The organism is Haloferax prahovense DSM 18310, from assembly GCF_000336815.1.
In the GTDB taxonomy this organism is placed as follows: Archaea; Halobacteriota; Halobacteria; order Halobacteriales; family Haloferacaceae; genus Haloferax; species Haloferax prahovense.
This window is the reverse complement of record NZ_AOLG01000029.1, coordinates 160,825-186,487: the sequence shown is the minus strand read 5'-3', so window position 1 is coordinate 186,487 and position 25,663 is coordinate 160,825. Positions and strand designations below refer to the sequence as shown.

Below are 25,663 nucleotides of genomic sequence, written 5' to 3'. Positions count from 1 at the left end.
ATAATGGTTAGGAGTAAACTATTTCAAACAAGCCAACAATTCGAGAGTATGGCTGAAGAATCCGATTCCGAATCTGGAAGAGAAATTCAATTATCTGGCAGTACCCGTCGTGACTTCATTAAATACCTCTCTGTGAGTGGTATGGGAATTGCTGGGTTGAATTCAGCAACTAAGCGAGTCTTTGGTAAGAAGCCAGATGGTGTTCCGATTGTCCTAACGCGTGGTCGAGATGGTAAGCCCATGCGGATAATGTATGTGTCAAAAGAGCGTGCCCGACGATTTAAAGTATTCAATAATATCCGTCCGGAAAAGAAGTTCTCTGCTGCCGACCGAATGACTGGAATGACTATTGACACAAAAGACGGTGAAGAAGATTCGCTACGTATCAAAATATATCTTGACTCAAACAAGCAAAGTGTCAGACGAAAATTCCCAAATCGAGTTGATGGCACTCCAATTCTTTTTGAGGAACGAAATAACGAATTCACCCCAGAATGTCGAATTGATGATCAATATACGGTATTAAAAGGAAATATACAAATTGCTACTCAGGTCGGTGCCGGAACGCTTGGGCTTGTAGCACGTGACTCAAGCACGAATGATCCCGTGTTACTCACTGCGTGGCATGTAGTAGACACTGACAAGGATGTTTTATACCAACCGACGTGGTCAGATAAGGTTGGCGATTACGCTGATCACACTCCAGATAATTCAACTGGGCACGATATTGTTAAGTACGATTTCTACAACAATGGTTCACAATATCCGGGTGCAGTAGGGGCAACTGAAGAATCTAGCCAGCCCGATATAACTTCTCTTTGGACTTTCTCTGGTCTTTCACAATACCTTGACTTAGAAGGTCGATTCAATGTCAACTATGCAGGTAGAAATACCTGCAGTGCGACATCAAACTGTTATGATGTTGCAAAAAATAGCATTTTAAACCATACCGCCTATATGGATTCTCATCCTACCGAAAAGGGTGACTCAGGAGGGCCATGGGTCGACGACAACGGTGCATTAGTTTGTCTACACACTGGTGTTGAGAATGGTACAAATGATGTTATTGGTGGTGTTGCAAGTGAAGCGTTTGATTCAGTGAACGCAAAATTATAATCTATGTCTTCAATTTAGTTTTTAGAAAATCTTTTTGTTTAGATTCTTAAAAGGCATTTATGTAGTTCTAATTGATTCTGGTGAATCATTAGACGGCGGCGAAGTTGTCCGTTAGTTCAAAGAATTTGAAGCGAGACTGTTGATGCCTATGTCGGAGATCTCTTCCAAGTTCTAACGATTGAAATTACCACCGTCTAGTGATTTACCAGAACCGATACAATTCAAGCAGTGACTATCTCTTAATTAAGACAGTAGGTGAAGTAGTTGTTTGACTTTACCGAATGTTTATCCCCATACACTACAACTATATGATATGAAACGGAGGATATTCCTCGGATTATTAAGTGCGAGTATCGCTGGATGCACGGCAACTGGTGCTCCATCTAATGAAGATAGTCCAAATCGCCAAATCATGGATACTCAATTTACTCTTGTAGACCCTAAAGAACGTATCAGCCTCGACGAATCAGATGTAGATAACCGATTCCAACACGCAGCAAATGTTCAATTCAACGCTATGAAAAATCAAATTATTGTCAGGGGTCGATTGAAAAGTGGAAGCCGGTCCTGTATGGAGACAGTTCTTGAATCGGCATCTTATAACGAAAAAAGCGATATCCTTACAGTAGTTGTATCCGACAAACGTGATGAATCGGCAACTATTTGTACCGATGAAATTTCGATTGTTGCTTATGAATCAACAATTACATTCGATTTATCATTACCTGGTACTGTTGTAGTAAAGCATCGAAGGGAGGATCAGGGAATAGTGTTCACTAATAGTTTTACCAGTAGTCCTTGTTGAAGTGTATGGTACAATCCCCGATTCAGGTACCTGCTTTGTTGATTGTAGGTAGTTCCGGCACTGTATAGATAATTCTGGAACTGTTGTTTGTCGAGTTATTGATGTAGTCGTTGGAAAGTATCGACTGTATGGATTCCTCCGCAGATCGACTGACCGATGCCTTTCTCGTCGGCCTTGATCTTCGTGAACATCTCCAATTTGGAAATTCGCTAGTTGCAGCGTTCGAGGAACTTGAAGCCCGGTTTGATACTCTCGAAGATGGATATCCTGAGTGGCATCCAGCACCCCATCCATTTCACGGGATGCTCAAGCTCTTCATCTACCGCGAAATCACTGGTGACACCTATCGAGAACTCCAAGAACAACAAAAACTCGCCTCAGCGGTTGGCCTCAACCGCATCCCTGACGAGTCAGTGCTGTCGAGAACGTGGCGACACCGCTTCGATTACGCTACTCGTGACTTCATTAAACGCGGCGCACATCTACTCGTTAAGGAAGTCCACAAAGACGGCCTTTCTGTCGAGGGAATCCGACCCAAACACGAAGTCATTAGTCCCCAAGAACATGACGTAAAAGAGTCTAAAAAAGCAAAAGCGAAAGAAGCGAGATTCGACGACAAGGAGATCTCCCGAACGACTCGTCTTGCGCGTGAACACTGCTTCACACCGTTTGACTCTGGCAGAGCAGACAACTCGTCGTATGACGATTCTCGATTCTTTGAGTTGCAGACGTTCATGGGAATGGTCGGGTGTGGGACTGCCCAAGGCGCAGCACGCTTTCAGTACCGACGTGGGAAAGAATACGGCCCGCACGGTGATACGCACCTCCGGGCAGTCAAACAATTCGAAGCAGATTCATTCCTCGATGGCTTCCAGACTGCTACTGACCGTCTCCTCTCAGTAATCGAATCGGAAGTCACGTTTCGGCGGCCAGTGACTGTGGCACTCGACATTACGACTGTCCCCTACTTCGGTAATGTCGAAGGGATGTCGATGGTCAGCGGGACGAAAGACGGCGATAGGCGAGCGTTCAAGTTTGCCACCCTCTCGATTGTCGGCCAGAATATACCACTCGTTTTGGCTGTCGAACCGGTTCGTGAAAGTTCAGCGTGGGACAATAACCCGCCGAATCGAATCCACCGTGTTGTCCGGCGGCTGGTTCGCCAAGCGAAGGAACACGTCCCTATCGAGATGGTGCTGTGCGACCGAGAATTCGACTCAATGCGAGTGTTTCAGACGCTCTCGAACCTTGGTGTGAACTACCTGATTCCTAAGCGAATCACTGGCCCAGAGCGAAAGGCGATTGAGAAGATGGAGGAAGACGACAAAGAAGTCGCCGTTGAGTCGGCGTCTGTCCACGTCGAACAGGGTTCGCACGCGATGCAGTTTCTCTACGTTCCCTCGACGAAGACTGATGGGACGACTGTCTTTGCGACGAATGCTCGTGTTACGCCAGTTGAGGCTGAAGCGTTCTGTCGGCGCTACAGCAGCCGCTGGCAGATCGAAAACGAGTACAAATCAATCAAACACGATTTCTTGGCGAAGACCTCGTCCAAGGATTATCGGGTTCGGCTGTTCTACTTCGTGTTCGCGGTCCTCTTGTACAATATCTGGCGGCTCACTGATTTCCTGCTGAAAGCTGCTGCTGACGGTGAGATGGACTACGCACCAGTCATTACTGCTGGAGAGTGTGTCGAGTTGGTCTCTTCGGCGCTGCTTCCACCTGACTAGTTGGGTGGACACCATCCGGTTCGCCTTTTGTGAGTGGTGACGCTATCGATTGGTGAAATAGTTCGGGTGATTTCTGACATTCGCAGAGAACTACCTCATATGCCTGAGTTTTCGAGCCGGATTATCTCGTAATATGGTCGAACTTCTCGACAAAACAGCGCAAAAACTACCCATCCTCCGAGGTTGTGTNTGTGCGAGCCGGGGATAGTAAATTTTGTATCGCGAGATATGGTTTATTCTCTAATCTCAGAGAATGACCGATAAATTGCTAATCCTCGTTGTCTGCGACCGACAACGACGCAACAAATATAGACAATTTTCAGATATATCTCGTCTCTCACTCGAAATCTGAGCTCACAGAATCAGCGAGGGATCGGTGTTCGGTCTTCTCCCGGTAGCTGACCGGTCAGATTCGCCAGTTCAGCGAGAACGAGTCGTTCGTCGCGGTATCGTTCGCGGCAGTACCGTTGGTCGTCCCGTTCGTGGAGTTCGAAGTGGCCTTCGTCTGCTCGGCCGGCGTACCCGTGTCTGCCGTGACAGTTCCGCTCGTCAGTTCGTCCAGCGGGGCCTGGATAGCGTAGCTCGGCGTCTCGACCTGAATCGTGCTTTGGGCGTCGACCTGTACGAACTTCAGTTCGAGCGCGTACGAGCCGTCGGATTCGATTTCGGTCGCTTCGACCTGGTCGGTCTGCGGGTGGAACGCCCACGCCGTCTCACCGGCGTCGAGGCGGCTCGTCTCGCCTTCGATAGTCCGAACCGTGTAATCCCGGCTCGTGTCGGACCCCGCAAGCGGGTAGTTGCGGTCGAGCCATGCCTGGTATCCCTCGTCGATGGCGTACACGTTCTCGAAGCCGGTCGCGAGCAGCATCGCCGCCCGGAGCGACGACAGGTGGTGCGGGCAGTGGCAGTAGGTCACCACGCGGTCCGCCTCGTTCCAGTCGTCCGTGGGGTCGAGCGTCCGCCCGTCAGGTGCGGGGCTGAGCACGGACCCGAAGACGTGGGAGACCTCGTATCCGGTCTCGCTGCGGGCGTCGACGAAGCGCGCCTCGCCGCGCGCGTACCAGTAGTACGCGTCCTCGATGGGAACGAGCGGAACTTCGACGGTCACGTCGTGCACCTCTCGCGTGAGCGTATCGTAGGAACTCGTGTCGATAGACCGCTCTTCCGGTACGGCGTCGAACTCTGGCGGGTAGCCGTCCGAAGGTTTGGGGTCTTCCGGTAGGTCGTCGCCCTCGCGGGGTCCTCGCATCCGGTTTTCGGGCGCGGCCGTCGTCGTTTGCGTCGTCGTCTGCGTCGCGTTCGCGGTGGTCGTCTGGGTCGACGTGGACGGCGTCGATTCGGGGGACCCGCTCGAACAGCCCGCGAGCCCGGCAATCGTCGCTGCACCGGTCAACTGAAGGAACCGTCTGCGGCTCGACTGTCGTTCTGTCATCACCCATCCGTACTGACCAGTGGTGGTTTATTATATACAGAGTAAGCTCTGTGCACCCTTACTCGCGTGGAAAGGCGGGCTACGAGTGACGGGCGTATCGTGCCGCTAAACCGCCGTTCACGCGGTCTGCTTGAGATACCGCTTCTCCCAGCGGCGGCGCGTCTCGACCGCTTCGCAACCCTCGTCGGTCAGCGAGTACTCGTTGGTCCGTCCGTTCTTGCTCCCTTTGTGGACGAGGTCTTTGTCGACGAGTTCGTTCAGGTTCGTGTACACGCGGCCCGTGAGCAGGTCGCGCCCCTGCGTCTTTTCGAGTTCGGTCTTAATCGTCTGTCCCGAGGAGTCGCTCATTCCTCGCACAACGAACAGCAAATCGCGTTGAATCGCGGTTAATTCGTGTACGCACATAGGGGATGCCACGGGCGCACCATACATGAACTTCGGAGATAGTTGTGGTTCTAAAGAACCCCTAGAACGGGTGAAACGGTCGTTTCTCGGAGTTCGCTCTCATAACCGACAGTGACTGAGCGAATAGACACATCATAAATCGGGGTCGCTCCGACCGCTCGAACGCACGGACCCACGCAGACCCGGACGAACGCGCCATCGTTCCGCGACTGCCGACCAGCGGACGCCGGGCGATGGCCGGCCCGGCAACTGCGCCCTCTCGGGAGCGAACGCCCCGACCCAGCGGTTCCTTACTCATCCCATAGTAAGGAACCCCGCCGCCCACGTGCGGAGTATGTTTGGAACGAGCGGCGTTCGCGGTGCCGTCGGCGAAGACGTGACGGCGGAAGTAGCGCTCTGTATCGGAAGGGCGCTCGGTAGCGAGGTCTCCGGGCGCGTCGTCGTCGGTCGCGACGCGCGCGAAAGCGGAACGATGCTCGAACACGCACTCGTCGCCGGGCTTCTGGAGTGCGGAATCGACGTACTCCGACTCGGGACCCGGCCGACGCCGTCTATCGCCCGCGCCGTCGAGTGGTTCGACGCCGACGCCGGTGCCGTCATCACCGCCTCGCACAACCCGCCGACCGACAACGGCGTGAAGCTCTGGACCGCGTCCGGCCGGGCGTTCGATTCGGCCCAGCGCGCCGCCATCGAGCGCCGTATCGAAGACGAGGACTACGAACTCGCCGCGTGGGACGGCGTCGGAACCGAGCGACACCGAAGCATCGAAAGCCGCCACCGCGACGCGCTCAAATCGAGCGTCGACTTCGAAGACCCCTGTTCGGTCGTCGTCGACATCGGCAACGGAACGGGGCGGCTCACGGCGGACGCGCTCTCGGACCTCGGCTGTACGGTGTCGACACTCAACGGCCAGCGCGACGGTCGGTTCCCCGCCCGCCCGAGCGAACCGACCGACGAGACGCTTCGAGGGCTCCAAGCTCACGTCGCCGCGACCGGCGCGGACCTCGGCATCGCCCACGACGGGGACGCAGACCGGATGATGGCCGTCGACGGCGACGGGAACTTCGTCGACGGCGACGCGCTCCTCGCCCTGTTCGGGCGCGAGGCCGCGTCCGAGGGCGACCGAATCGCCGTTCCCGTGAACACGAGCCTCGCCGTCGACGACGCGGTCGCGACCGTCGGCGCGGACGTGGTCCGGACGCGCGTGGGCGACGTGTTCGTCGCCGAGAGGTGCGCCGAGCCGGGCGTCGTCTTCGGCGGCGAGCCCTCCGGGGCGTGGATTTGGCCCGACGAGACGCCCTGTCCCGACGGCCCGCTCGCGGCGTGCAAACTCGTCGAGTTCGTCTCGCGGCGCGGCCCGTTAGCCGACCTCGTGGACGATATCGACGCCTACCCGCTTCGCCGCGAAAGCGTCGAGACGAGCGACAAAGCGGGCGTCCTCGAACGCGTCGAAGCGACGGTGCGCGAGGAGTACGACGACATCGACGACCGCGACGGACTCCGCGTCGAGACCGACGACGGGTGGTTCCTCGTCCGGGCGAGCGGAACGCAACCGCTCGTGCGGGTCACCGCCGAGGGTCGGACGGAAGCGGCGACCGACCGACTGTTCGACGAGGCGCTGGCGCTCGTCGAGTCTCGCACCGGCCCCGTCCGAACCTGAATCGAGGACAACCCTCGTGAAGCAGCGGAGATTCGAGCGTTCCGCGAGGTTCACCACCGACACGGCCGGAAAGGAACTCGCCCCCGCGTGGAATCGGCGAATATCTAAATTGGACTGCCAGAGAGTGTGACACACCCACAAATAGTCGGGGTTTAGTGCGTTAACTGTACGCACATATATAAAAAGACTGGATATGTGAAGGCACGATGTTTCTCCGTTTTATGACGTTCAGTAAATCGGATACAAATGAACTCGGAATTTACTCGTCGCACCTTCCTCACCGCCGCCGGCGGACTCGCGCTGCTCGGAACTGTCGGAACTCGGAACGCCACCGCGGGGTTTTCGCCGGGCGTCGTCGGGACCGCACCGTACCTCAGTGACCGACTCTACCCGACGATGGGCACCGACAGTTCGAACCCGACGCTCGTCGTCTACGTGAACTTCCTGTCGGGCTCCTCGCAGTACTTCGTTCAGCACAACCTCGAAGACATCGTCCGCGAGTACGTCCTGACGGGCGACCTCAACCTCGAAGTCCGATTCCTCTCGTACAAGCCCGACGCCATCGACACCTACCTCGTCGGCGACGACGAGGGCGAAGCCCGCGCCGCCCGCGCCGCTCACGGCGTCTGGGACGTCGAACCGGAGAACTTCTGGCGGTTCTTCGAGTTCATGTACTGGAACTTCACGACCAAAACGTACACCCACGCTCGGTTGGAGTCCTACATGGACCTCGCGGGCGTCCGCAACATCACCAAAATCGCCAACCGCGCCTACGAGGACCGCTACGACAGCCTCGTCCGCTCGGCGACCGACGAGGCCGTCCGCTACGGCATCTCGGGCGTGCCGCGAGTTCGCCTGCTTCGAGACCACAAGGACGGCAACTACGGCGACATCCTCGGCTGGGTTCGGACCCGTCTCGACCGGGTCAACGCGGGGTCGGTACGCACCCACTCGCTCCTTCCGGGAACGAACTACGAGACGCCCGTCTACGTCATCGACTCCGGAAAGCCCGGCCCGACGGCGTTCGTCGTCGGCGGCGTCCACGGCGAGGAGCCGCAGGGCTACCGCGCGGCGGACCAACTCAGGCATCTCCGCCCGACCGGCGGCAAGCTCGTCGTCGTCCCCTACGCGAACGCGCCCGCAATCAGTATCGGGGCGCGGTACACCGAAGACGGCGACCTGAACCGACAGTTCCCCACCGGGGCGGAACCCACCTCTCGACTCGCGCGGGCGCTCTGGGACGAACTCGTCTCGCACGACCCCGACGTCGTCGTCGACCTTCACAGCTCCAGCGGCATCTACAAGCACGACGGAAAAGTCGGCCAGGCGGTCTTCCCGACTCGCGCGACCCCGATGAACGCTGCAAGCGCGTGCGACTACGTCAACGAGCAGTACATCGACCCCTCGGAGTACCCGTCGTACTACGACTTCGACTGCGGGAACTCCCTCGACGGCTCTCGTCCGCTCTTCATCCACAAGGTGTACGGCGACCTGCACCTCCCCGGCTACATCGTCGAGACGACCCGCAAGGGGACGACCCTCGAAGACGCCGTGACGTGGGCAGTCGCCGTCGCTCGCGACCTGCTCTGGCAACACGGCGTCTACCACGGCTGAACCACTACGACGCACCTAACGCCGCGAACTCACCGAAAACCGCCGACAACGAACACTTATCTCGCGTATAATAACGCCCGTCGTTCGACTACGGCGGGGTATGCAAGCGATTCTACTGGCGGCCGGACGCGGCACGCGAATGCGCCCGCTGTCGAACGAGGTTCCGAAACCGATGCTGACCGTGGCCGGGCGGCCAATCGTCGGCCACACCGCCGCGGCGGCGGTCGAAGCCGGTGCCGACGAACTCGTCATGGTCGTCGGTTACGGCCAAGAGACGGTGCGCGAGCACTTCGGCTCGTCCTACCGCGGCGTCCCGGTCTCGTACGTCGAACAGGACGAACAGCAGGGGACCGCAGACGCGGTTCGCGCCGCCAAGGAGCACATCGACGGCGCGTTCGCCGTCCTCTACGGTGACAACCTCTACGACCCCGCCGGAATCGACGCCCTGTTCGACGCGGCACCGAGCATCGCGTCGGTCCGCGTCCCGAACCCCTCCAACTACGGCGTGTTGAACGTCAGCGACGGTGCGGTGGCGGAAATCGTCGAGAAACCCGACGCGCCGCAGAACGACCTCGTCAACGCCGGCGCGTACGTGTTTCCCGCGGAGGCCCGCGACATGCTCGACGTGCCGCTGAGCGAGCGCGGCGAGCGCGAACTCACCGACGTTCTCGACCGGGTCATCGACCGGTTCAACGTCTCTCCGGTGACGCTCGACCGCTGGATGGACGTTGGACGCCCGTGGGAACTCCTCGAAGCCAACGAGTGGAAGCTCGGAACGTTCGACCGCCGCGTCGACGGCGACGTGAGCGACGACGCCACGGTCCAAGGCGACGTGGTCGTCGAGGAAGGAGCGACCGTCAAAGACGGCTCCGTCGTCGAGGGGCCCGCCTACATCTCGGCGGGCGCGACGGTCGGACCGAACGCGTACGTTCGCGGGTGCACGTTCGTCGGACCCGACGTCCACGTCGGCCACGCCGTCGAAATCAAAAACAGCGTCCTCCTCGCGGAGACGAGCGTCGGCCACCTCTCGTACGTCGGCGATAGCGTCGTCGGCCGCCGCGTCAACCTCGGCGCGGGGACGAACGTCGCCAACCTCCGCCACGACGGCGAGGCCGTCTCCGTGACGGTCAAAGGCGACCGCGTCTCGACCGGCCGCCGAAAGTTCGGCGCGGTCGTCGGCGACGACGCGAAGACCGGCATCAACACGGCGCTCAACGCCGGGGTGAAGCTCTCCGAAGGCGCTCGTACCATGCCCGGCGAGACCGTGGCGACCGACCGATAACGCGACGGGTCGCTCTTTTTCCCCTCCTTCACTCCCGTTCGTCAAGCGCTGTCGATGCCGACACCGACACCGACACCCGCAGGTGTCGATGTCTGGATGGGGCGACCGAGGACCCGGCGAGTGCGTCGTCGAGACAGACGGGAAGAAGAGCTGCGGAGTTCAGGAGTCGGTGAGCATCCGCACCGGCGGACACAGCACGTCGTTGGGGGTGAGGACGCTGTCGTCGTCTGCGGCGTTCATCCACGTGGTGATGTCGTTGATTCGGAGCTTGACCCTGACCGGAAGCTCGTGGATGCTCGGGTAGCCGGGGAACAGTTTGCGGTCGAGTTCGTTCCGGTCGTACTGCGCCTCCATGTCGGGCCACGGCGAACTGAACGGCTCGATGCCGGGGACTTTCCGGCGGACGAACTTCTCGATTTGGTTCTTCCTGAACGAGTCGTGCGGTCTGTCCGGCGGCCGGTGGCGGAAGATATCCGGGTTGAGTTTCCGCATCGCCGCCATCATCGTGTTCGTGTTGCGCTTTTCCGGCGGGGTCTTCAGGTGCCAGTCGATGAGTTCGGCGTCGGCGGCGACGAACGACTCGATGTAGTTGTCCGATAGCTCGAAGTGGAACGGGACCGACGGCTGGTTTTGGATTCCGATGAGTTCGATACTGTCGTAGACGTTGTCGTATCGGTCCGACCACTTGTCGAGTTGCTCGTCGACGACGTCGTCGATGAACTCCATGCTCGTGTCGAACTCGTCGTAACACTCGGGGAAGACGTGGTCGCACGCCGGGTGGTAGCCGAACTTCGACGACAGCACCTCGGCAGGGTCCGGGTCAGGGTCCAGACCCTGCAACGGGAACCGATTACCGAACACTTCGACGACGTTCTGGGGGAGGAAATGTCCGCGGAGGAACGTATCGAAGAGCAGTCCGTGAAAGACGGTGTCGGCGTCCATCTGTTCGTCACAGCCCGCGTGGTGGACGTGGACCGACTCGCGCGTGCCGAGCGAGTACTCGATGACGTCCTCCTCGACGTTGATGTAGTCGTCGTCGGGGACGAGCGTCTCGTGGTCGGCACCGTACTGATTCGCGATGTTCCGGGCGACTTCGACCTCGGGATGGTCGGGCGTGCCGAGCGTGTAGCAGACGTCGATGCCGGGGTGCTGGGCGATGATTGCCCGCGAGTCGTAGCCGCCGCTCAGGAGCACGCCCTGTTTCCCGGGGAAATTCGCCCGGCGGGCTATCGCCCGTTCGAGGCGCGCCGCGAGCTCGTCGACGTAGTCGAACTCGTCGGGGTCGGCGGGGTCGTAGACGAAGCGGGAGAGCGTCCCCGACTCGTCGGCGGTGAAGTAGCCGTCGAACGGGATACAGCTGAGTCGGCTGTAGACCGTCCGCTCGTCGACGACGACCCCCATGTGGATGTACTCGAGGAGGCCGCGGGTGTCGACTTCCAGCCCGGTTGCCGCCGAGAGGACGCGCTGTGGGTTCGTGCCGAACACCCGCCCGTCGGGCGTGTCGGTGTAGAAACACTGCCACGTGCGGGCGGGGTCCGAGGCGACTACCGCGTCGCCGTCGAGTTCGACGAACACGAGAAACGACCCGTTGAGCTCACCGAACGCGTCGACTCCGACCGCGGCGTACCGCTCGAAGGCGTACTCCGCGGTCGGGGTCGAAACGCCGTCGGGGGAGAACGCCTCGCCCCAGACGATACAGCTCCCTCGCTCGTCTCGATACGTCGACGAGCGCCCCGGGAACCCGAGCGCGGGGTCGCGGATAGCGACGGTCGCGCGCTCGCCGTCGGCGACCCAGTCGAAGCTCGAACGAGACGCGAGGTCGTCGAAGACTCCGTCGTCGTCGAGGACGCCAAACAGTTCTTTGTTCATTGTGGGTGACTGGTCTCCGTGAGGTTATTCGACCGTGACACTCTTGGCGAGGTTTCGCGGCTTGTCTATCTCGCGGTCCAACTCGGTCGCGCAGTAGTACGACAGGAGCTGCAGCTGGACGTTCGCGAGGAGATTCGCACAGACGGGGTGTCTGTCGGGGACGTAGAGGTGTTCGTCCGCGGAGTCCATTATCTGGTGGTCCGACGGCCCGAGGGCGACGATGGGTGCGCCGCGGGTCTTCGCCTCCTCGGCGTTGGTCACCGTCTTGTCGCTGCCGTCGGTACAGACCGCGAAGACGGGGGTCCGGTCGGTGACGAGCGCCAGCGGGCCGTGCTTGAGCTCGCCGGAGGCGAACCCTTCCGCGTGCTCGTAGGTGATCTCCTTGAACTTGAGCGCGCCCTCCTTGGCCACCGAACAGCCGAGTCCGCGGCCGATGAAGAAGTACGCGTTCATGTCGAGGTACTCGCGGGCGAGTCGCTTGGCGTCGCTCGTCTGGAGCACCCGTTCGACGGCGTCGGGGAGTTCGGCCATATCGGAGACGAGTCGGTCGAGGTTGTCGGCGGGGACGCCGGATTCGACGATGTCGGAGAGGTACTGGCTGAGGAGTGTGAGCACCGCCGCCTGCGACGAGAACGTCTTCGTGGCGGCCACGCCGATTTCGGGGCCGGCGCGGATGTAAATCGGTTCGTCGGCCTCGCGGGCGGCGGTCGACTGCACGACGTTCGTCACCGCGAGCGTCTCGACGCCCTCGTCGTTGACCTGCCGAAGTGCGCTGAGCGTGTCCGCTGTCTCTCCGCTCTGGGTGACCGCGATGAACAGCGTGTTGTCCGTCAGCGACCCCGTCGTCAGGTCGTACTCGCTCGCGCGAATCGCGCGCGCCGGAACGTCACAGCGGTTCAGGAGGCTCGCCCCGAACAGCGCTGCGTGGTACGAAGTGCCACACCCGACGAGTTGGACGGAGTCGATGTCCGAGAGGTCGGTCTCGATGTCGAGGTCGATGTCGCCATCCTCCTGGTCGAGACGCCCTTCGAGCGTCTTCTGGAGCGAAGTCGGTTGCGTGTGAATCTCCTTGAGCATGAAGTGGTCGAACTGCCCCTTTCCGGTCTCGTCGGGGTTCCAGTCGACCGTCTCGACGTCGCGCCGCACCGTCTCGTCGTTCTCGTCGGTGATGTCGACGCCGTCGGCGCGGACCTCGACGGTGTCGCCGTCTTCGAGGTAGACGACGTTTCGCGTGTGGTCGAGGAAGGCGGGCACGTCGCTGGCGAGGTAGTAGCTGTTCTCGTCGACGCCGAGGACGAGCGGTGACCCCTGTCTGGCGGCGTAGATGGAGTCGTTGCCGTCGACGACGACCGCGATGGCGTAGCTCCCTTCGAGCGCGTCGACCGCGTGTTGGAACGCCGCCAGCGGCTCGTTTCCGCGGTCGAGGTAGTGGCTGACGAGGTTCGGAATGACCTCGGTGTCGGTGTCGCTCGTGAACTCGTACCCCTCCGCTTCGAGGGACTCTTTGAGCGTCGTGTAGTTCTCGATGATGCCGTTGTGGACCGCGGCGACCTGATTCGTCTGGTTCGTATGCGGGTGCGCGTTCTCGTCGGTCGGCGGCCCGTGGGTGCTCCAGCGGGTGTGTCCGATACCGAGTGTCGCGCTCGATTCGACCCCGTCGATGGTGTCTTTGAGGTCGGAAACCTGACCCGAGCACTTCCATACGTCGAGTCCCGAGCCGTTTTTCACCGCGATACCGGCGGAGTCGTAGCCGCGATACTCCAGTTTCTCGAGTCCGGTCACGAGCGGGCTGAGAGCCCGCTTCTCACCGACGTGAGCGATGATGCCGCACATGTTAGCGTCCCTCCGAGGGTCGAGAGACGCGCACGGCACCGGTCGTCGTTGGCTGCGGGCGGTTCAGAGCGGACGGGGCGGAGATGTTCGACTCCCCCAGGAGTTGTTTCTGATGTGTCATGGTTTGTGGGGTCAGCGGGTGAGCTGTCCGTGAAACCACGATACGGGGAAGCGGCCATTACTATAGACGCGCTAAGGGACGGTTCCGACTCCACAACCGATACAAACGCGTCGCTGTCGTGCGGTTTTTCGGAAACGTGGCATCGACGGGGCGAACGGCGAATTAGGCACCGAACAGGCCGCAAAGCACGCGCTGGAACGCCTTACACGGCCGATAATAATGCCGCTCACGCCCAGGTGTGGAGTATGGTTGACCGAGAGACAGACAGACGGAGTATTCTCAAACTATCCGGCGTCGCGGCCATCGCATCGCTGAGCGGCTGTGCGAGCTTCGCCAAGCAGGCGAACACCGGCGGAGCGGACACGCCGACGGGGCAGCCGGAACAGCAGACGACGACCGCGCAGCCCGAGACGCGGACGGCCGCGGGCAACGAGACCGACGCGAACGCGTCCGTCGAGATGCGTCCGAAGACGGTCTCCGACCCGTCGTTCGAACTCCAGACGGGTTCCCTCCAGGCGCTGCAGACCGACGCTCGGTATCCGACCATCGGCACGGCCGACACGACGGTGACCGTTTACGGAAGCTGGAAGTGCCCGTACACCCAGGAGTTCGTGCGACGGCAGTTCGGCGGGTTGGTCGAGGACTTCGTCGCGACCGGAGACCTCTCCATCGAGTTCCGGAACGTGGCGTACATGGACGGCGAGCCGTATCTCGGGCCGGACGCGCCCCGGGCGAGCGAAGCCGGGCTCGCGGTCTGGAACATCGACCCCGAGTCGTTCTGGACGTACTTCTCCTACGTCTTCGCGAACCAGCCGCAGGAGCGTCGCGACTGGGCGACGACCGAGAACCTCGTCCGATTCGCCGAGGAAGCGGACGCGGACGGCATCGACCAGATTCGGCGGGCGGTTCGGTCGCGCGCGTACGCCCAGAGCGTTCAACTGTCCGCCGACAGCGCGGCCGAACTCGACATCACGACCGTCCCCCGAATCGCCTCCAACGACGAGGTGACGGCACCGACGGTCGACCTCGAAGCGACGAGGGAACAACTCGAACGGGTCGCAAACGGCGGGTCGACGTTCGGCGGAACGACGACCGAGAGCAACTCCACGTTCGGCGGGAATTCGACCGAAAACGACACCGCCTTCGGGTCGTCGTCCGGCGGAAACGAGACTGGAACGGCGAACAACAGTTCGACGACGTTCGGAAGCAACGAGACGACCGAGTCGGACGACGACGCGTTCTAGGTCTTCGCGGCGCTGCCGCGGTCTGATTTTTCGTGTGACTGCATCAGAGACGACCGGTCGCTGTGAGATGCAGATAGCTCGTTGACGGAGATGCACGCCCACCACCAGTGATTTCCGCGAGAATCAGTTGATTACGTAACTGTATTCGAACTCCTCGGATTCGTTGATTGTGATTCCGCTCTGGAGGAGTCCGGCGTTGAGAGTAACGTGTCTCTCGAAGGAATTCCCGTTCATCGCGGCCGTGACGTCGTAGGTGTTCTCCTGACCGGTCAGCGTAGCCACGTGGCGCTTTGCCCCCGCATCGAGAGCGACCGTGTCGTTGTAGACTACGGTCGACTCGTTGCTGATTACGAGGTGGACGCTCTTGCTCGAATGAGCTTCGTTCTCAAGGACGAATGGCACGCGTTCGGCTCGCGGGACAGTTGTCGGTTGTGTGGTAGCCGGAGCTGTCGTGGTTGCCGTGGTTGTCGCTGTCGCTGCCTGTGTCGTAGCTGTTGGTGATGCAGTAGTCGTTGTCTGCCCAGTCGTTGCACACCCGGCAAAGACGACGAGGCACACGACCACGAGCGTCTGGGGGGACAATCGTCGCATTCTGATAGGTATGTTACTCGTTCCGCCGTATGCTTTGTGTGCTCTCGAATCGCGTGACGACACAGGACAAGAACATCCACTGAAGGAGTTCAACTGACCTATGCAGCCTTTTCAAGGCCTCTAAAACAGCTCTTCACGAAAGCCCGAGACGTACCGCTTCACCACCCGCGTCACAACGAGAACACCCGACGAGAGCACCACGACAAAAAAGAACGACTGCGAGCCGAAAAATCAGTTAGCGCCGGGGAGCGAACAGATGGTTACCTCACCGTTCGCGTAGACGTAGTTGGTCGTCGGCGGGCAGACCTCGGTCTTCGACGGGTCGAGGTTCGTGGCCACGTCCTGTTCGTTCGGGAAGTACGAGGCGCTCTGCGATTGGTACTCCCGATAGGCCGTTATCCCCTGCGGGACCGGCCTGCCATCTTCGGCCGGTAACGGTTCGGCCGGATACGCGTTCGTCCGCTCCCACACCGTCCCGTACGGCAGGTCGGTGTAGAGTTCGCCGCCCCGCTGCGACGAGCGGGCCGACTCGTACGTGTCGATGGCGGCGAGTTCCTGTTCGGTGTACGAGAGCCGTTCGTGCTGGTCCGGGAACGCGGGGCTGTCCATCGCGCCGTCGTTCGACATGATCATCACGTTCGGGTAGACGAGGACGAACAGGAGCAGGATGACGCCGACCACCTTGAGCGAGGTTCGGTTCGCGAGGTGACGGAACCCGAGGACGCCGATGATGGCGAGGAGGGCGTAGAGGTACGCGAACCAGCGACCGGGGACGAAGCTCTCGATACCGACGAGCGGCAGTCCGAGCACGACGAACAGCATCGCCACGATAGCGCCGACGAACGTGTACGTCGTCTGCGTCGCCCGCGAGCGGTTGAGCACCGTGAGACACCCGAGGAGACCCGCGAAGACGAGCATGAGGAACCCGGCTTCGGTGACGTACGTCGAGAGCTGCGAGAGGAACGTCTGACCGGCCGAACCGGCCGCACCGGACGCGCCGGCAGACCCGCCGCTACCGCCCACGCCCTGGAGGAACCCGGCGTTGAACAGGTTCAACACGAGGTAGTTGATGACCGTTTCGAGGAAGGTGTCGCCCTGATACGGCGTCAGCGACCACGTGAAAACGATGAGTCCGAGGTTGAACCCGACGAGTCCCGCGAGGTTCACCGGAGTGGAGCCGCCGCCCGAGAACGAAAGCGGGTCCGGGTCCTCGGTGAAGAAGTCGAACCGGAGCAACACCTGCGCGACGAACCCCGCGAAGAGGAGCACCAACATGATGAACGACGACACCTGGTGGGTGAGGATGACCGCGGTGCTGAACAGGACGAGCAGGCCGAAGTCGCGCCACCGCTCGCTGGCGTGGGTTATCCGCACGAGGCAGTACAGACACGCGAGGAAAAACAGCAGTCCGAGGCTCGTCGGGATGAGGTGGATGCCCCAGCGGACGACCTGGTCGCCCATCGCGTACAGCGCGCCGGCGGCGAGCGCCCACCGGAGCGGGACGAGCAGTCGCGCCGTCCCGTAGACTAAAATCGGGACGAGCGGCATCGCAACGCCGAGCGAGAGGTACAGCGCGTTCCGAAGCGACAGGTCGAGGAGGTGCGTCGACGCCGCCGTGAGAAGGTGGAACAGCGGCGACGCGTAGTACTTGATGTCGTTGATGGCGGATAGCGAGTCCGCCTGGAGAATCATCTGGACGAACGTCGTGTGCGACCAGATGTCGATTCCGATGTAACCCGGCGCGGTGTAGAGCGCGGCGAATCGGACGACGAACGAGTACACGAGAATCTCCGCGAGGAAGACGCTCGGCCGCAGTTCGTCGTCGGGGGCGAGCAGTATCTGCCCGAGGAGGAGCGCGCCGACGACGCCGCCGACGTCCATGAACAGGATGCTTCGTTCGCCCTGAACGGCCGCGAGAACGACCATGACGGCGAGGCCGAAGAAGACGCCGGCCGAGATGAGTCGCACGAGCGACGGCGCGAGCGTCGGGAGACCGTCCGTGGTCCCCCTCCCGCGGGCGGCCGCGAGATAGAGGAGACTGCCGACGCCGAGGAGTATCGGGAGCGTCACGATGAAAATCTGCGACGAGAGGAACCGCAGCGGGAACAACGCGAGCGCGAGCACGACCCCGAGGCCCGCCGCGAGGACGTCGAGTTCGGCTCGTCGCAATCGGTCGGATATCGATGAGAGGATCGTCATGTATGAGCTGAGAGTTGTGGTTCGAAGGGGGTCCGTCAGATTGTGGTCGGGTCCGTATCGGGGCCGTAAAACACGTCCTGCCAGTCGCGGGTCACGTGGGTTCCCCACTCGATGTCGAGTTCGGGAAGCTCACGGTCCATCGCGTACTGCACGCTGAGCGCGGGGATGTTGGCTCCCGCACCGACCGAAGCGGTGACCGACCGAGAGATTCGCGGGTGGACGTCGACGAGTTTCGGCGTCCCGTCGGCGGTGTATTTGAACCGGAACGTGGCGTTGTACTCCAACCCGAAGAGCGAGCAGAGCTCGTGCGTGTCTCGGAGGAGCTCCGGGTTCTTTTCGACGGTGCCAACGAACGAGGTGTCGTCGCAGGTCGCAGCGTGCGACCGTGAGACGAGAACCGGCATCTCGTCGTCGCGGACGAGGGCGTCCACGGTGCACTCCTCCCCGGGGAGGTACTCCATCACGATGAGTTCGGGGAACTGGGCCGTCTCCCGGAGGACGGGGAGCACGTCGTCGAGCGTCGTGACGGTGCTGTTCGGTTTCTGGTTCAACAGCGCGTTGAACCGGTCCATATCCGGGTCGAGGACGCGAAAGCAGCGCCTGTCGTTGCTGACGGGGGGCTTGAAGCAGACGCGGCGGTCGGGATAGCCGAGCGCGTGGACCGCGTCGAGAAACTCGTCGAACGAGGAGACGCGGTAGAACTCGGGTGCCATCGGGTGGGCCTGCTTGACGAGTTCGTCGTACAGCCGCCCTTTATCTCTGGCAATCGAGAGCGACTGGGACGAGGTGGCCATCACTTCGATACCCTCGCGCTCGAAGGCGCGCTTCGCCTCGGAGAGGGCCTCGACTTCCGCCGCGTTGAGGGGGAAAATCACGTCGGCGTTCTCGCGGCGCGCGACCGAAAGCAGCTCGGAGACGAACGCGTCGGCGTCGCCGGCGGGGACCGTCTCCGCCGTGTCGACGAGGCTGAAGCCGTAGGCGTCCGGGTCCGTATCGACGCCGACGATGTGGGCGTCGAACGCGTCGGCCCGGCGAATCGCCTTGATGATACCCGAAGCGCCGAAGGTACCGGCACCGGTCACCAGCACGGTCACATCGCCGTCCCGGCTCGACGGTCGGACTGTATCCAGCAGTGTCATCGAGACGAGACAGACACCAACAGCCCCTTATTATATAGCAGATAAAAGACGTGAACCGTCGAAAATCGGCTGTTTCGGGGCGTCATTCACGGTCCGAGAACGAGCGGCGAAACGCGCGTTCGAGAGGCTAGTCGACGGCCGCTACTCGGCAGCCGCGAGAACCCGTTCGACGATGACGTCCGTCGCGTCCACGTTCTCTTCGAGGAGCCGCTGCCGACGCGCCTTCCAGTCGGCGTCGGTCGACCGCAGGATGTCGACCGCCCGGTCCGTGGCGCGTTCGTTCCGGTGCTCACCGTGGTATCCGAACAGCAGGTCGAACGAGGCGAGGTCGCGCATGAGCCCGGGGTTCGCGCTGTGGACGTAGACGGTCGGCGTCCCGAGCACGGCGCTCTCGGAGGCCATCGTCCCGCTCTCGCCGACGAAGAGGTCGGCGTACGCGAGCACGTGGTGGATGAGGTGCGGGTCGATACTGATGCCGTACCCTTCGAGTTCGGGCGGGAGCGCGTCGTCCTCTGCAGAGATGAGTACCGTCGCGCCCGCGTCTTCGAGGCGACCGACGAGGTCGGTGAGGCCGTCGAGACCCTCGTCGCCGATGTCGTGCGCCGCGCCCCAACCGACCAACCGGACGACTGCGTACGTGTCGTCGGCGTCGACCGGCAGGCCGTCGAGCGCCGACGGGTCGGGGTCGAACCGGTCGGGGTGGAGGTACGCGAGTTCGTGGTAACTCGGGTATCGGAAGTGATTCCCCCCGGCGTCGTCGCGGTAGCACTTCGGGGTGGCGACCTCGTCGGCGAAGGGGAACGTCAGCGCGTTCGAGAGCGTCGCGTGCTCCGTGTCGGTGAAGACGACGCACGCGGCCCCGACGAGTTTCGCGACGTGGGCGGCCTCGAACCCGCCAATGGAGGCGACGACGTCCGGGTCGATATCCCGCGCGGCGCGGAAGAGTCGGTACTCGATACCGAGCGTCGAGAGTGCGACGCCGGCCAGCGAATCGCCGCGGGAGCCGACGACCTCGTAGTCGATTTCGTACTCGTCGAGGAGGTCTAAGGCGACGTCCTTGTCGAGGGCGCGAACGTGGACCTCGTGGCCGAGGGCCTCGAACTCGTCGATGGCGTGTTTGAAGAAGTGAACGTGCGCGGGGTGCTGAATCGTGATGAGGATGTCCATCGGCGGTGTCTCAGAGCTGCGCGTAGTGGAAGCCGCGCTCGTCGGCCTCGTCGGCGTCGAACACGTCGGCCACGTCTATCATGACCGGGTCGGACCCGAGCGCGGCGGCCATCTGGTCGAGGTCGTAGTCGGCGAACTCCTCGTGGCCGGTCGCCACGACGACGCCGTCGTACGCCTCGAAGTCGACCGACTCGACCACGTCGATGTCGAAGACCTCCCGCGACTCGTCGGGGTCGGCGTGGGGGTCGTAGCCGACGCAGTCGACGTGGAACTCGTCGAGTTTCTCTATCATCGTGCTCACGTCCGAACTCCGGATGTCGCCGACCCCCGGCTTGTAGGCGAGTCCGAGGACGAGCAGCCGCGTGTCTTGGAGGACGCGCCCCGACTCGTTGATGGTCTTGACCGCCTTGCGGGCGGCGTGAACCGGGACGTACTCGTTGATTTCGCGCGCCTGTAACACGAGCTTCGGCGAGAAGCCCTCTCGCTTGGAGCGGTAGGTGAGGTAGAACGGGTCGACGGGGATGCAGTGGCCGCCGACGAAGCCGGGGGAGTAGCCGTCGTGGAAGTTCCACTTCGTCCCCGCGGCCTCCAGTACGTCCTTGGTCGTCAGACCCATGTGGTCGCACGCGACGGCCAGTTCGTTGACGAGCGCGATGTTCATGTCGCGCTGGACGTTCTCGATGACCTTCGACGCCTCCGCCGTCTCGATGTCGGGCGCGCGGTGGATGCCGGCGTCGACGATGCTCCCGTAGAGGTCGGCGAGGCGCTCGCGGACCGCCTCGGAGTTGGCACCGACCACTTTGACCACGTCCTTGACGCTCCGCCCGGTGTCGCCGGGCGACGCGCGCTCCGGCGAGTAGCCGACGAACACGTCCTCACCCACGACGAATCCGGACTCGGATTCGAGCGCGGGCACGAGCACGGACTCGGTCGCGCCGGGGTAAACGGTGGACTCGAGGACGACGGTCGTCCCCGGCGAGACGTGCTGGCCGATGGTCTCGGCCGCGGACTCGACGAACTGGAGGTCGGGATTCTCCATGCTGTCGACCGGGGTCGGGACCGTCACGATGACGAAGTCCGCGTCCGAGATGTGCGTCGCGTCCGTCGTGAACAGCACGTCGGAGGCCGCGACGCCCTCGTCGGTCACGTCTCCGGTGGGGTCCGTCCCCGCCGAGAGCGTCGACACCTTGTCGGGGTCGACGTCGTAGCCGATGACCGACTTCCCGGCGCGGTCGAACTCGATGGCCAGCGGCAGGCCGACGTAGCCGAGGCCGACGACGCAGACAGTGTCAGTCATGGAGACCGATTCCCTCGTAGTCGACTCGTTCGTGGTCGCGGTACTCCGTCGCGGCTTGCCGGCCGTCGACGAAGACGACCGGGCGGTCGTCGTCGGCGAAGGCGGGAACGTCGAGGTGGTCGAACGACTCGTGGGCCGTCACGAGGACGACGGCGTCCGGGGACAGGTCGTCGCCCGTCACGCCGCGCATGACCGTCGCGCCGGCGTCCTCGAAGACGGCGGTGTCGTCGAGGATGGGGTCGGTGGCGACCACGTCCGCGCCCGCTTCGTCGAGGTGTTCGACGACCGGGAGCGCCGGCGTCTTGCGAATCTCCTCGACGCCCGCGCGGTAGGTGAGACCGAGGACGAGAACGGTCGCGTCCTCGGGGGCGACGTCCTGCGCCGCCAGTCGGTCGAGCGCCGTCTGCGCGGTGACGTGCGGCATCTCGTCGTTGACGGCGCGAGCGGTCTCCATGAGCGGCGACCCCGTCTCGAACTGCGTGATGAGGAACTGCGGGTAGTACGGGATACAGTGGCCGCCGACGCCCGCGCCGGGCGTGTGAATCTCGCAGAACGGTTGGGTGTTAGCCACGTCGATGGCCTCGGTCACGTCGATTTCGAACTCGTCGGCGTGGGTCGCGAGTTCGTTCGCGAGCGCGATGTTTACGTCGCGGTAGACGCCCTCGAACACCTTGACCGCCTCCGCGGTCGTCGTGTCCGAGACGGTGATGACCTCGTTCGAGGATATCTGGTCGTAGACGAGCGACGCGGCGCGGGCGCTCTCGTCGTCGGCGCCGCCGACGACTTTCGGGTACGCCCCGCGGATGTCCTTCAGCGCGCGCCCGGAAGAGGTCCGCTCGGGGCAGAACGCGAGGCCGAACTCGCCGAGCGAGAGACCGCTCTCGGATTCGAGAAGCGGGAGGAGCGCGTCGCGACAGGAGCGCGGCGGGAGCGTCGATTCGAAGACGACGAGGTCGCCCTCGTCGAGGCCCTTCCCGATGTCTCTGGCGACCGCCTCGATGACCGAGAGGTCCGGCCGGCCCGCCTCGTCGACGAGCGTCGGAACGATGACCACGTGGATACTCGCCTCGTCGGCGACCTCGCGCGGTTCCGTGTTGGCGACGAGCGCGCCGTCTTCGACGAGTTCCTCGACGAGTTCGTCGAGTCCGGGTTCGCCGACGATATGGTTTCGTCCGGCGTTTATCTCGCGGACGACGTCGGTGTCGATGTCCGCGCCGGTGACGTTGCCGGTGGTCTCGGCGTAGACGGAAGCGAGCGGCAGCCCCATCTTGCCGAGGCCGTAGACGCCGACCGGCACGTCGCCGGACGTGAGCGCGGCTATCTGTTCGTCTTCGGAGCGTTCGGAGCCGTAGATGGTCGTGACTGAAGATTGCGTGCTCATATGGTGTTCGCTCCCTGGAGCTTCGCCGGGAGTGGGCGGTGTTCGGCGGGCGTTCCGACCGCGAGCGTCTCCGGCGGAACGTCCTCGGTGACGGTCGCGCCGGCGGCGACGAACGCGTTCTCGCCGACGGTCACGTCGGGGAGGATGGTCGCGTTCCCGCCGACCGAGACGCCGTCTTCGAGCGTGGGGCCGGTCATCTCGACGTCCTGCCGGACCGGATACGGGTCGTTCGTGAGCACCGCGCCCGGCCCGACGAACACGTCGTCGCCGATGTGCGTGTGGGTCGGAACGTAGACGCGGGTCTGGAGGCTCACGTTCGACCCGATGGTCGTGGTGCCGTCGATGACGGTGTTGGTCCCGACGACGACGTTGTCACCGATTCGGGTGTCTTCGCGGACGAGCGCGTCGTGACCGGTGACAAAGCCGTCGCCGATGGTCACGTCGCTGTAGACGATGGTTCCCGAGCGGATTCGGGCGTCGTCGCCGACGATCGTCTGCTGTGAGTCGTCGCCGGCCGGGTACCCGAGGGTGACGTCGTCGTCTATCTCGCAGTTGGAACCCGTGACGTACAGGTTCATGTCTGAGCCGAATCGGCGGTCGTCTCGTCATCGCCGGAAGGCGACCCGTCGCCGTCCGACCGGAGGGTGGTTGCGAGCACGAACAGTGCGACGAGCGCCGCGAGGAGTTTGGTTTTGGTGCGCATGTGTTGGTCACGCCGCGGACCGTCGTGGCCCGCGATTCGAAACGGAGGTCACGCGAAGCGGCCATTATTATCGGGACGATAAGCCCGCAGACGCCCCGAGACGGCGGGAAACGAGTCGTTCCGGCCGTGCGAACGCTCACCAACCGGCGTCGGAATTCCTCGATTTTTCGGAGCGTTACCCCCGGAGCGCCGCCGTCGACGCAGTCAACCATTCCCCCTTATCAGACCGCTAAGACGCTCTTTCTCCCGATTTCGAGCGTGAACGGTCGCAGCCATTTTTCAACACGGACTGTCAAGGCGCGAGTGATGAAGTCGTCTACCCGTCGCTGGACACTCGACGTACTCCTCGTCGTCGCGGGGTCTATCGCCGCGCTCGCGGTGGTCATGCTCGGTCTCTCCGGGTCCGTCGTCCGGAGCCTGTTCGTCGTGCCGCTCATCGTCCTGTACCCGGGATACGCGCTCCTCGCCGCGGTGTTCCCGGAACGGCGGTCGGACGTCGAGTCCGACACCATGAGCGACGAGTCGGCGCTGACGCGACCGACGCGTCACACCGCCGGACTGCTCTACTCCGTTCGACTGGTCCTCTCGGCGGCGTTGAGCCTCGCGCTCGTCGCCGGGGTCGCGCTCGTCACCAACCTCGTCGGACAGGGGTTCGACGCGAGCATCGTCGCGCTCGGCGTGTTCGGCGTGACGATATTGTTCACCGCGGTCGCCGTCGCCCGGCGCATGCTGCTGCCCCCGGACGCGCGGGCCGGAGCCCCGCCGCTCAGTACCGTCCTCGGGAGCGTGGCGTCGACCGCCGGAGCGGTCACGTCCCCGCTGTCCTCCGAATCGCGGAGTTCGCCCGTCTCGCTCGCCGTCAACCTCCTCGTGGTCGTGAGCGTCGTCGCGTTCCTCAGCAGCGTCGGGTTCGCGATGGTCGAGACGCAGGCTCCCGAGTCGGACTTCACCGAAGCGTACCTCGTGACCCAAAACGGGTCGGACTACGAGGCCAGCGGCTACCCCCAGCAGCTCAGTCGGGGGGAGCCGGTCCCGGTGACGCTGGCGCTGGAGAACCACGAACACGAGTCGACGACGTACACGGTCGTCACGGAGCTGCAGCGGCTCGACAGGACGCCGAACGGGACGCGAGTGGTCGAAGAACGCGAACTCGACCGAACGCGAGCGTCGGTCGGGGACAACGAGACCGCCTACGTCCAACAGGACGTTCGACCGACGATGTCCGGCGAGTCGCTCCGACTCGTCTATCACGTCTACAAAGGTGACGCTCCCGAGGATGCGAACCGCGAGAACTCGTATCGGACCGTCCAACTGGTCGTTTCGGTCGGCGACGGCGGCGGCGACGCCGCGCAACTCGGTCGGCCGGATTCGATTAGGGGGGCCGCGGCCTGATGTGGCCGTGGGAGCATCTCGTCTTCGGCTACGTGCTGTACTCCCTCGCGAACCGCGCCGCGTGGGGCCCGCCTATCGGTGACGCGGCCGGCGTCACCCTCGCGCTGATGACGCAGGTTCCCGACCTCGTGGACAAGCCGCTCTCGTGGACGCTCGGCGTGGTCGCGACGGGGTACGGCCCGGCGCACTCGCTCCTCGTCGGCGCACCGCTCGTCGGACTCCTCGCGGGGGCGCTCTGGACGCGGAACAGGGCGAAGCTCGCGGTCGCCGCGGTCGCCGGGTACGGGTCGCACCTCGTCGGCGACGTGCTCGCGCTCCGGGCGAACGGGCCGAACGTCGGGCGGGTGCTCTGGCCGCTCGCGCCGCGGGAGCCGTACTCGAACGACCTCGGCTTCGTCCAGCGGTTCGCGGAGTACTTTCAGACGTTCCTCTATCAGCTGCTGCGCCCCGAGAACACGGGGCTCGTCGTCGGTTACGCGGCCGTCTTCGGGGCGGTCGTCCTGCTGTGGGTGCTCGACGGAACGCCGGGGCTTCGGTGGGCCCGCCGCGCCGCCGACCTGCGCCGCTGATTCGCGGCCCGTCTTGTAACGGCTGACGAGAATATAATTTGACAAAAGCAACCCTGAGGGACAGTTGCATCCCTAATCAACGCCGGAAATAGACATTCTGTTTGAATAATACGA

At 62.6% G+C, this 25,663-nt stretch carries 21 protein-coding genes; 9 read left to right on the top strand and 12 right to left on the bottom strand.

What is annotated here, in order from left to right:
• The first annotated feature begins 48 nt into the window (after positions 1–48).
• From C457_RS19995 to C457_RS10215, 3 genes are all read left to right on the top strand, one after another.
• Positions 49–1,116: a hypothetical protein gene (locus tag C457_RS19995; RefSeq protein WP_152419983.1), complete on the top strand. Its 1,068-nt coding sequence runs from the start codon at positions 49–51 to the stop codon at positions 1,114–1,116.
• Positions 1,117–1,429: 313 nt separating this feature from the next.
• Positions 1,430–1,921, top strand: coding sequence for a hypothetical protein (locus tag C457_RS19510; RefSeq protein WP_083864273.1), 492 nt, complete (start codon positions 1,430–1,432; stop codon positions 1,919–1,921).
• Positions 1,922–2,049: 128 nt separating this feature from the next.
• On the top strand, positions 2,050–3,651 hold the full coding sequence (locus C457_RS10215; protein WP_049913487.1) for a transposase: 1,602 nt from the start codon (positions 2,050–2,052) through the stop codon (positions 3,649–3,651).
• Positions 3,652–4,057: 406 nt separating this feature from the next.
• Here the strand turns inward: C457_RS10215 and C457_RS10210 are convergent, their stop codons facing one another.
• Positions 4,058–5,083, bottom strand: a complete 1,026-nt coding sequence (locus tag C457_RS10210) for a rhodanese-like domain-containing protein (protein ID WP_008094298.1) — start codon at positions 5,081–5,083, stop codon at positions 4,058–4,060.
• Between the two features lie 117 nt (positions 5,084–5,200).
• The gene (locus C457_RS10205) at positions 5,201–5,431 is read right to left on the bottom strand and encodes a helix-turn-helix transcriptional regulator (protein WP_008094296.1); all 231 of its coding nucleotides are present in this window, start codon (positions 5,429–5,431) and stop codon (positions 5,201–5,203) included.
• Positions 5,432–5,822: 391 nt separating this feature from the next.
• Here C457_RS10205 and glmM point away from each other — a divergent pair, with 391 nt between their 5' ends.
• The 3 genes from glmM (at position 5,823) to glmU (ending at position 10,044) form a co-directional block, all read left to right on the top strand.
• Positions 5,823–7,148 carry a phosphoglucosamine mutase gene (glmM, locus tag C457_RS10200; protein WP_008094294.1) on the top strand — a complete coding sequence of 442 codons (1,326 nt, stop codon included), beginning with the start codon at positions 5,823–5,825 and terminating at the stop codon, positions 7,146–7,148.
• A 246-nt stretch (positions 7,149–7,394) separates the two neighbouring features.
• Positions 7,395–8,762 (top strand): succinylglutamate desuccinylase/aspartoacylase domain-containing protein, encoded by a 1,368-nt coding sequence (locus C457_RS10195; protein WP_008094292.1) that lies wholly within the window; start codon positions 7,395–7,397, stop codon positions 8,760–8,762.
• A gap of 100 nt (positions 8,763–8,862) precedes the next feature.
• On the top strand, positions 8,863–10,044 hold the full coding sequence (glmU, locus tag C457_RS10190) for a bifunctional sugar-1-phosphate nucleotidylyltransferase/acetyltransferase (protein ID WP_008094290.1): 1,182 nt from the start codon (positions 8,863–8,865) through the stop codon (positions 10,042–10,044).
• A gap of 159 nt (positions 10,045–10,203) precedes the next feature.
• Here the strand turns inward: glmU and C457_RS10185 are convergent, their stop codons facing one another.
• A complete protein-coding gene (locus C457_RS10185) occupies positions 10,204–11,913 on the bottom strand; it encodes an asparagine synthase-related protein (RefSeq protein ID WP_008094288.1) in 1,710 nt (569 codons plus the stop codon).
• Positions 11,914–11,937: 24 nt separating this feature from the next.
• On the bottom strand, positions 11,938–13,746 hold the full coding sequence (gene glmS / locus C457_RS10180) for a glutamine--fructose-6-phosphate transaminase (isomerizing) (RefSeq protein WP_008094287.1): 1,809 nt from the start codon (positions 13,744–13,746) through the stop codon (positions 11,938–11,940).
• Between the two features lie 366 nt (positions 13,747–14,112).
• Here glmS and C457_RS10175 point away from each other — a divergent pair, with 366 nt between their 5' ends.
• Positions 14,113–15,111 carry a DsbA family protein gene (locus C457_RS10175; RefSeq protein WP_008094286.1) on the top strand — a complete coding sequence of 333 codons (999 nt, stop codon included), beginning with the start codon at positions 14,113–14,115 and terminating at the stop codon, positions 15,109–15,111.
• A gap of 123 nt (positions 15,112–15,234) precedes the next feature.
• On the opposite strand, the gene C457_RS10170 is transcribed toward C457_RS10175, so the two are convergent.
• The 8 genes from C457_RS10170 to C457_RS21045 form a co-directional block, all read right to left on the bottom strand.
• Positions 15,235–15,513 carry a hypothetical protein gene (locus tag C457_RS10170; RefSeq protein WP_008094285.1) on the bottom strand — a complete coding sequence of 93 codons (279 nt, stop codon included), beginning with the start codon at positions 15,511–15,513 and terminating at the stop codon, positions 15,235–15,237.
• A gap of 420 nt (positions 15,514–15,933) precedes the next feature.
• Positions 15,934–17,901, bottom strand: a complete 1,968-nt coding sequence (locus tag C457_RS10165) for a glycosyltransferase family 39 protein (protein ID WP_008094284.1) — start codon at positions 17,899–17,901, stop codon at positions 15,934–15,936.
• Between the two features lie 35 nt (positions 17,902–17,936).
• A complete protein-coding gene (locus C457_RS10160) occupies positions 17,937–18,995 on the bottom strand; it encodes an ATP-grasp domain-containing protein (RefSeq protein ID WP_008094283.1) in 1,059 nt (352 codons plus the stop codon).
• A 186-nt stretch (positions 18,996–19,181) separates the two neighbouring features.
• The gene (locus tag C457_RS10155; RefSeq protein WP_008094282.1) at positions 19,182–20,207 is read right to left on the bottom strand and encodes a DUF354 domain-containing protein; all 1,026 of its coding nucleotides are present in this window, start codon (positions 20,205–20,207) and stop codon (positions 19,182–19,184) included.
• Positions 20,208–20,217: 10 nt separating this feature from the next.
• Entirely contained in the window at positions 20,218–21,504 is a 1,287-nt protein-coding gene (locus C457_RS10150; protein WP_008094281.1) for a nucleotide sugar dehydrogenase, read from the bottom strand.
• On the bottom strand, positions 21,497–22,885 hold the full coding sequence (locus C457_RS10145; RefSeq protein ID WP_008094280.1) for a nucleotide sugar dehydrogenase: 1,389 nt from the start codon (positions 22,883–22,885) through the stop codon (positions 21,497–21,499). Before C457_RS10145 ends, C457_RS10150 begins: the two co-directional genes overlap by 8 nt.
• Entirely contained in the window at positions 22,882–23,463 is a 582-nt protein-coding gene (locus C457_RS10140; protein ID WP_008094279.1) for an acyltransferase, read from the bottom strand. Before C457_RS10140 ends, C457_RS10145 begins: the two co-directional genes overlap by 4 nt.
• Positions 23,460–23,588, bottom strand: coding sequence for a hypothetical protein (locus C457_RS21045; RefSeq protein ID WP_255409935.1), 129 nt, complete (start codon positions 23,586–23,588; stop codon positions 23,460–23,462). The genes C457_RS10140 and C457_RS21045 overlap by 4 nt, the downstream gene beginning before the upstream one ends.
• Positions 23,589–23,894: 306 nt before the next feature.
• Here C457_RS21045 and C457_RS10135 point away from each other — a divergent pair, with 306 nt between their 5' ends.
• On the top strand, positions 23,895–24,980 hold the full coding sequence (locus C457_RS10135; protein WP_008094277.1) for a DUF1616 domain-containing protein: 1,086 nt from the start codon (positions 23,895–23,897) through the stop codon (positions 24,978–24,980).
• Positions 24,980–25,549 (top strand): metal-dependent hydrolase, encoded by a 570-nt coding sequence (locus tag C457_RS10130; protein WP_008094276.1) that lies wholly within the window; start codon positions 24,980–24,982, stop codon positions 25,547–25,549. The genes C457_RS10135 and C457_RS10130 overlap by 1 nt, the downstream gene beginning before the upstream one ends.
• Positions 25,550–25,663: the final 114 nt, after the last annotated feature.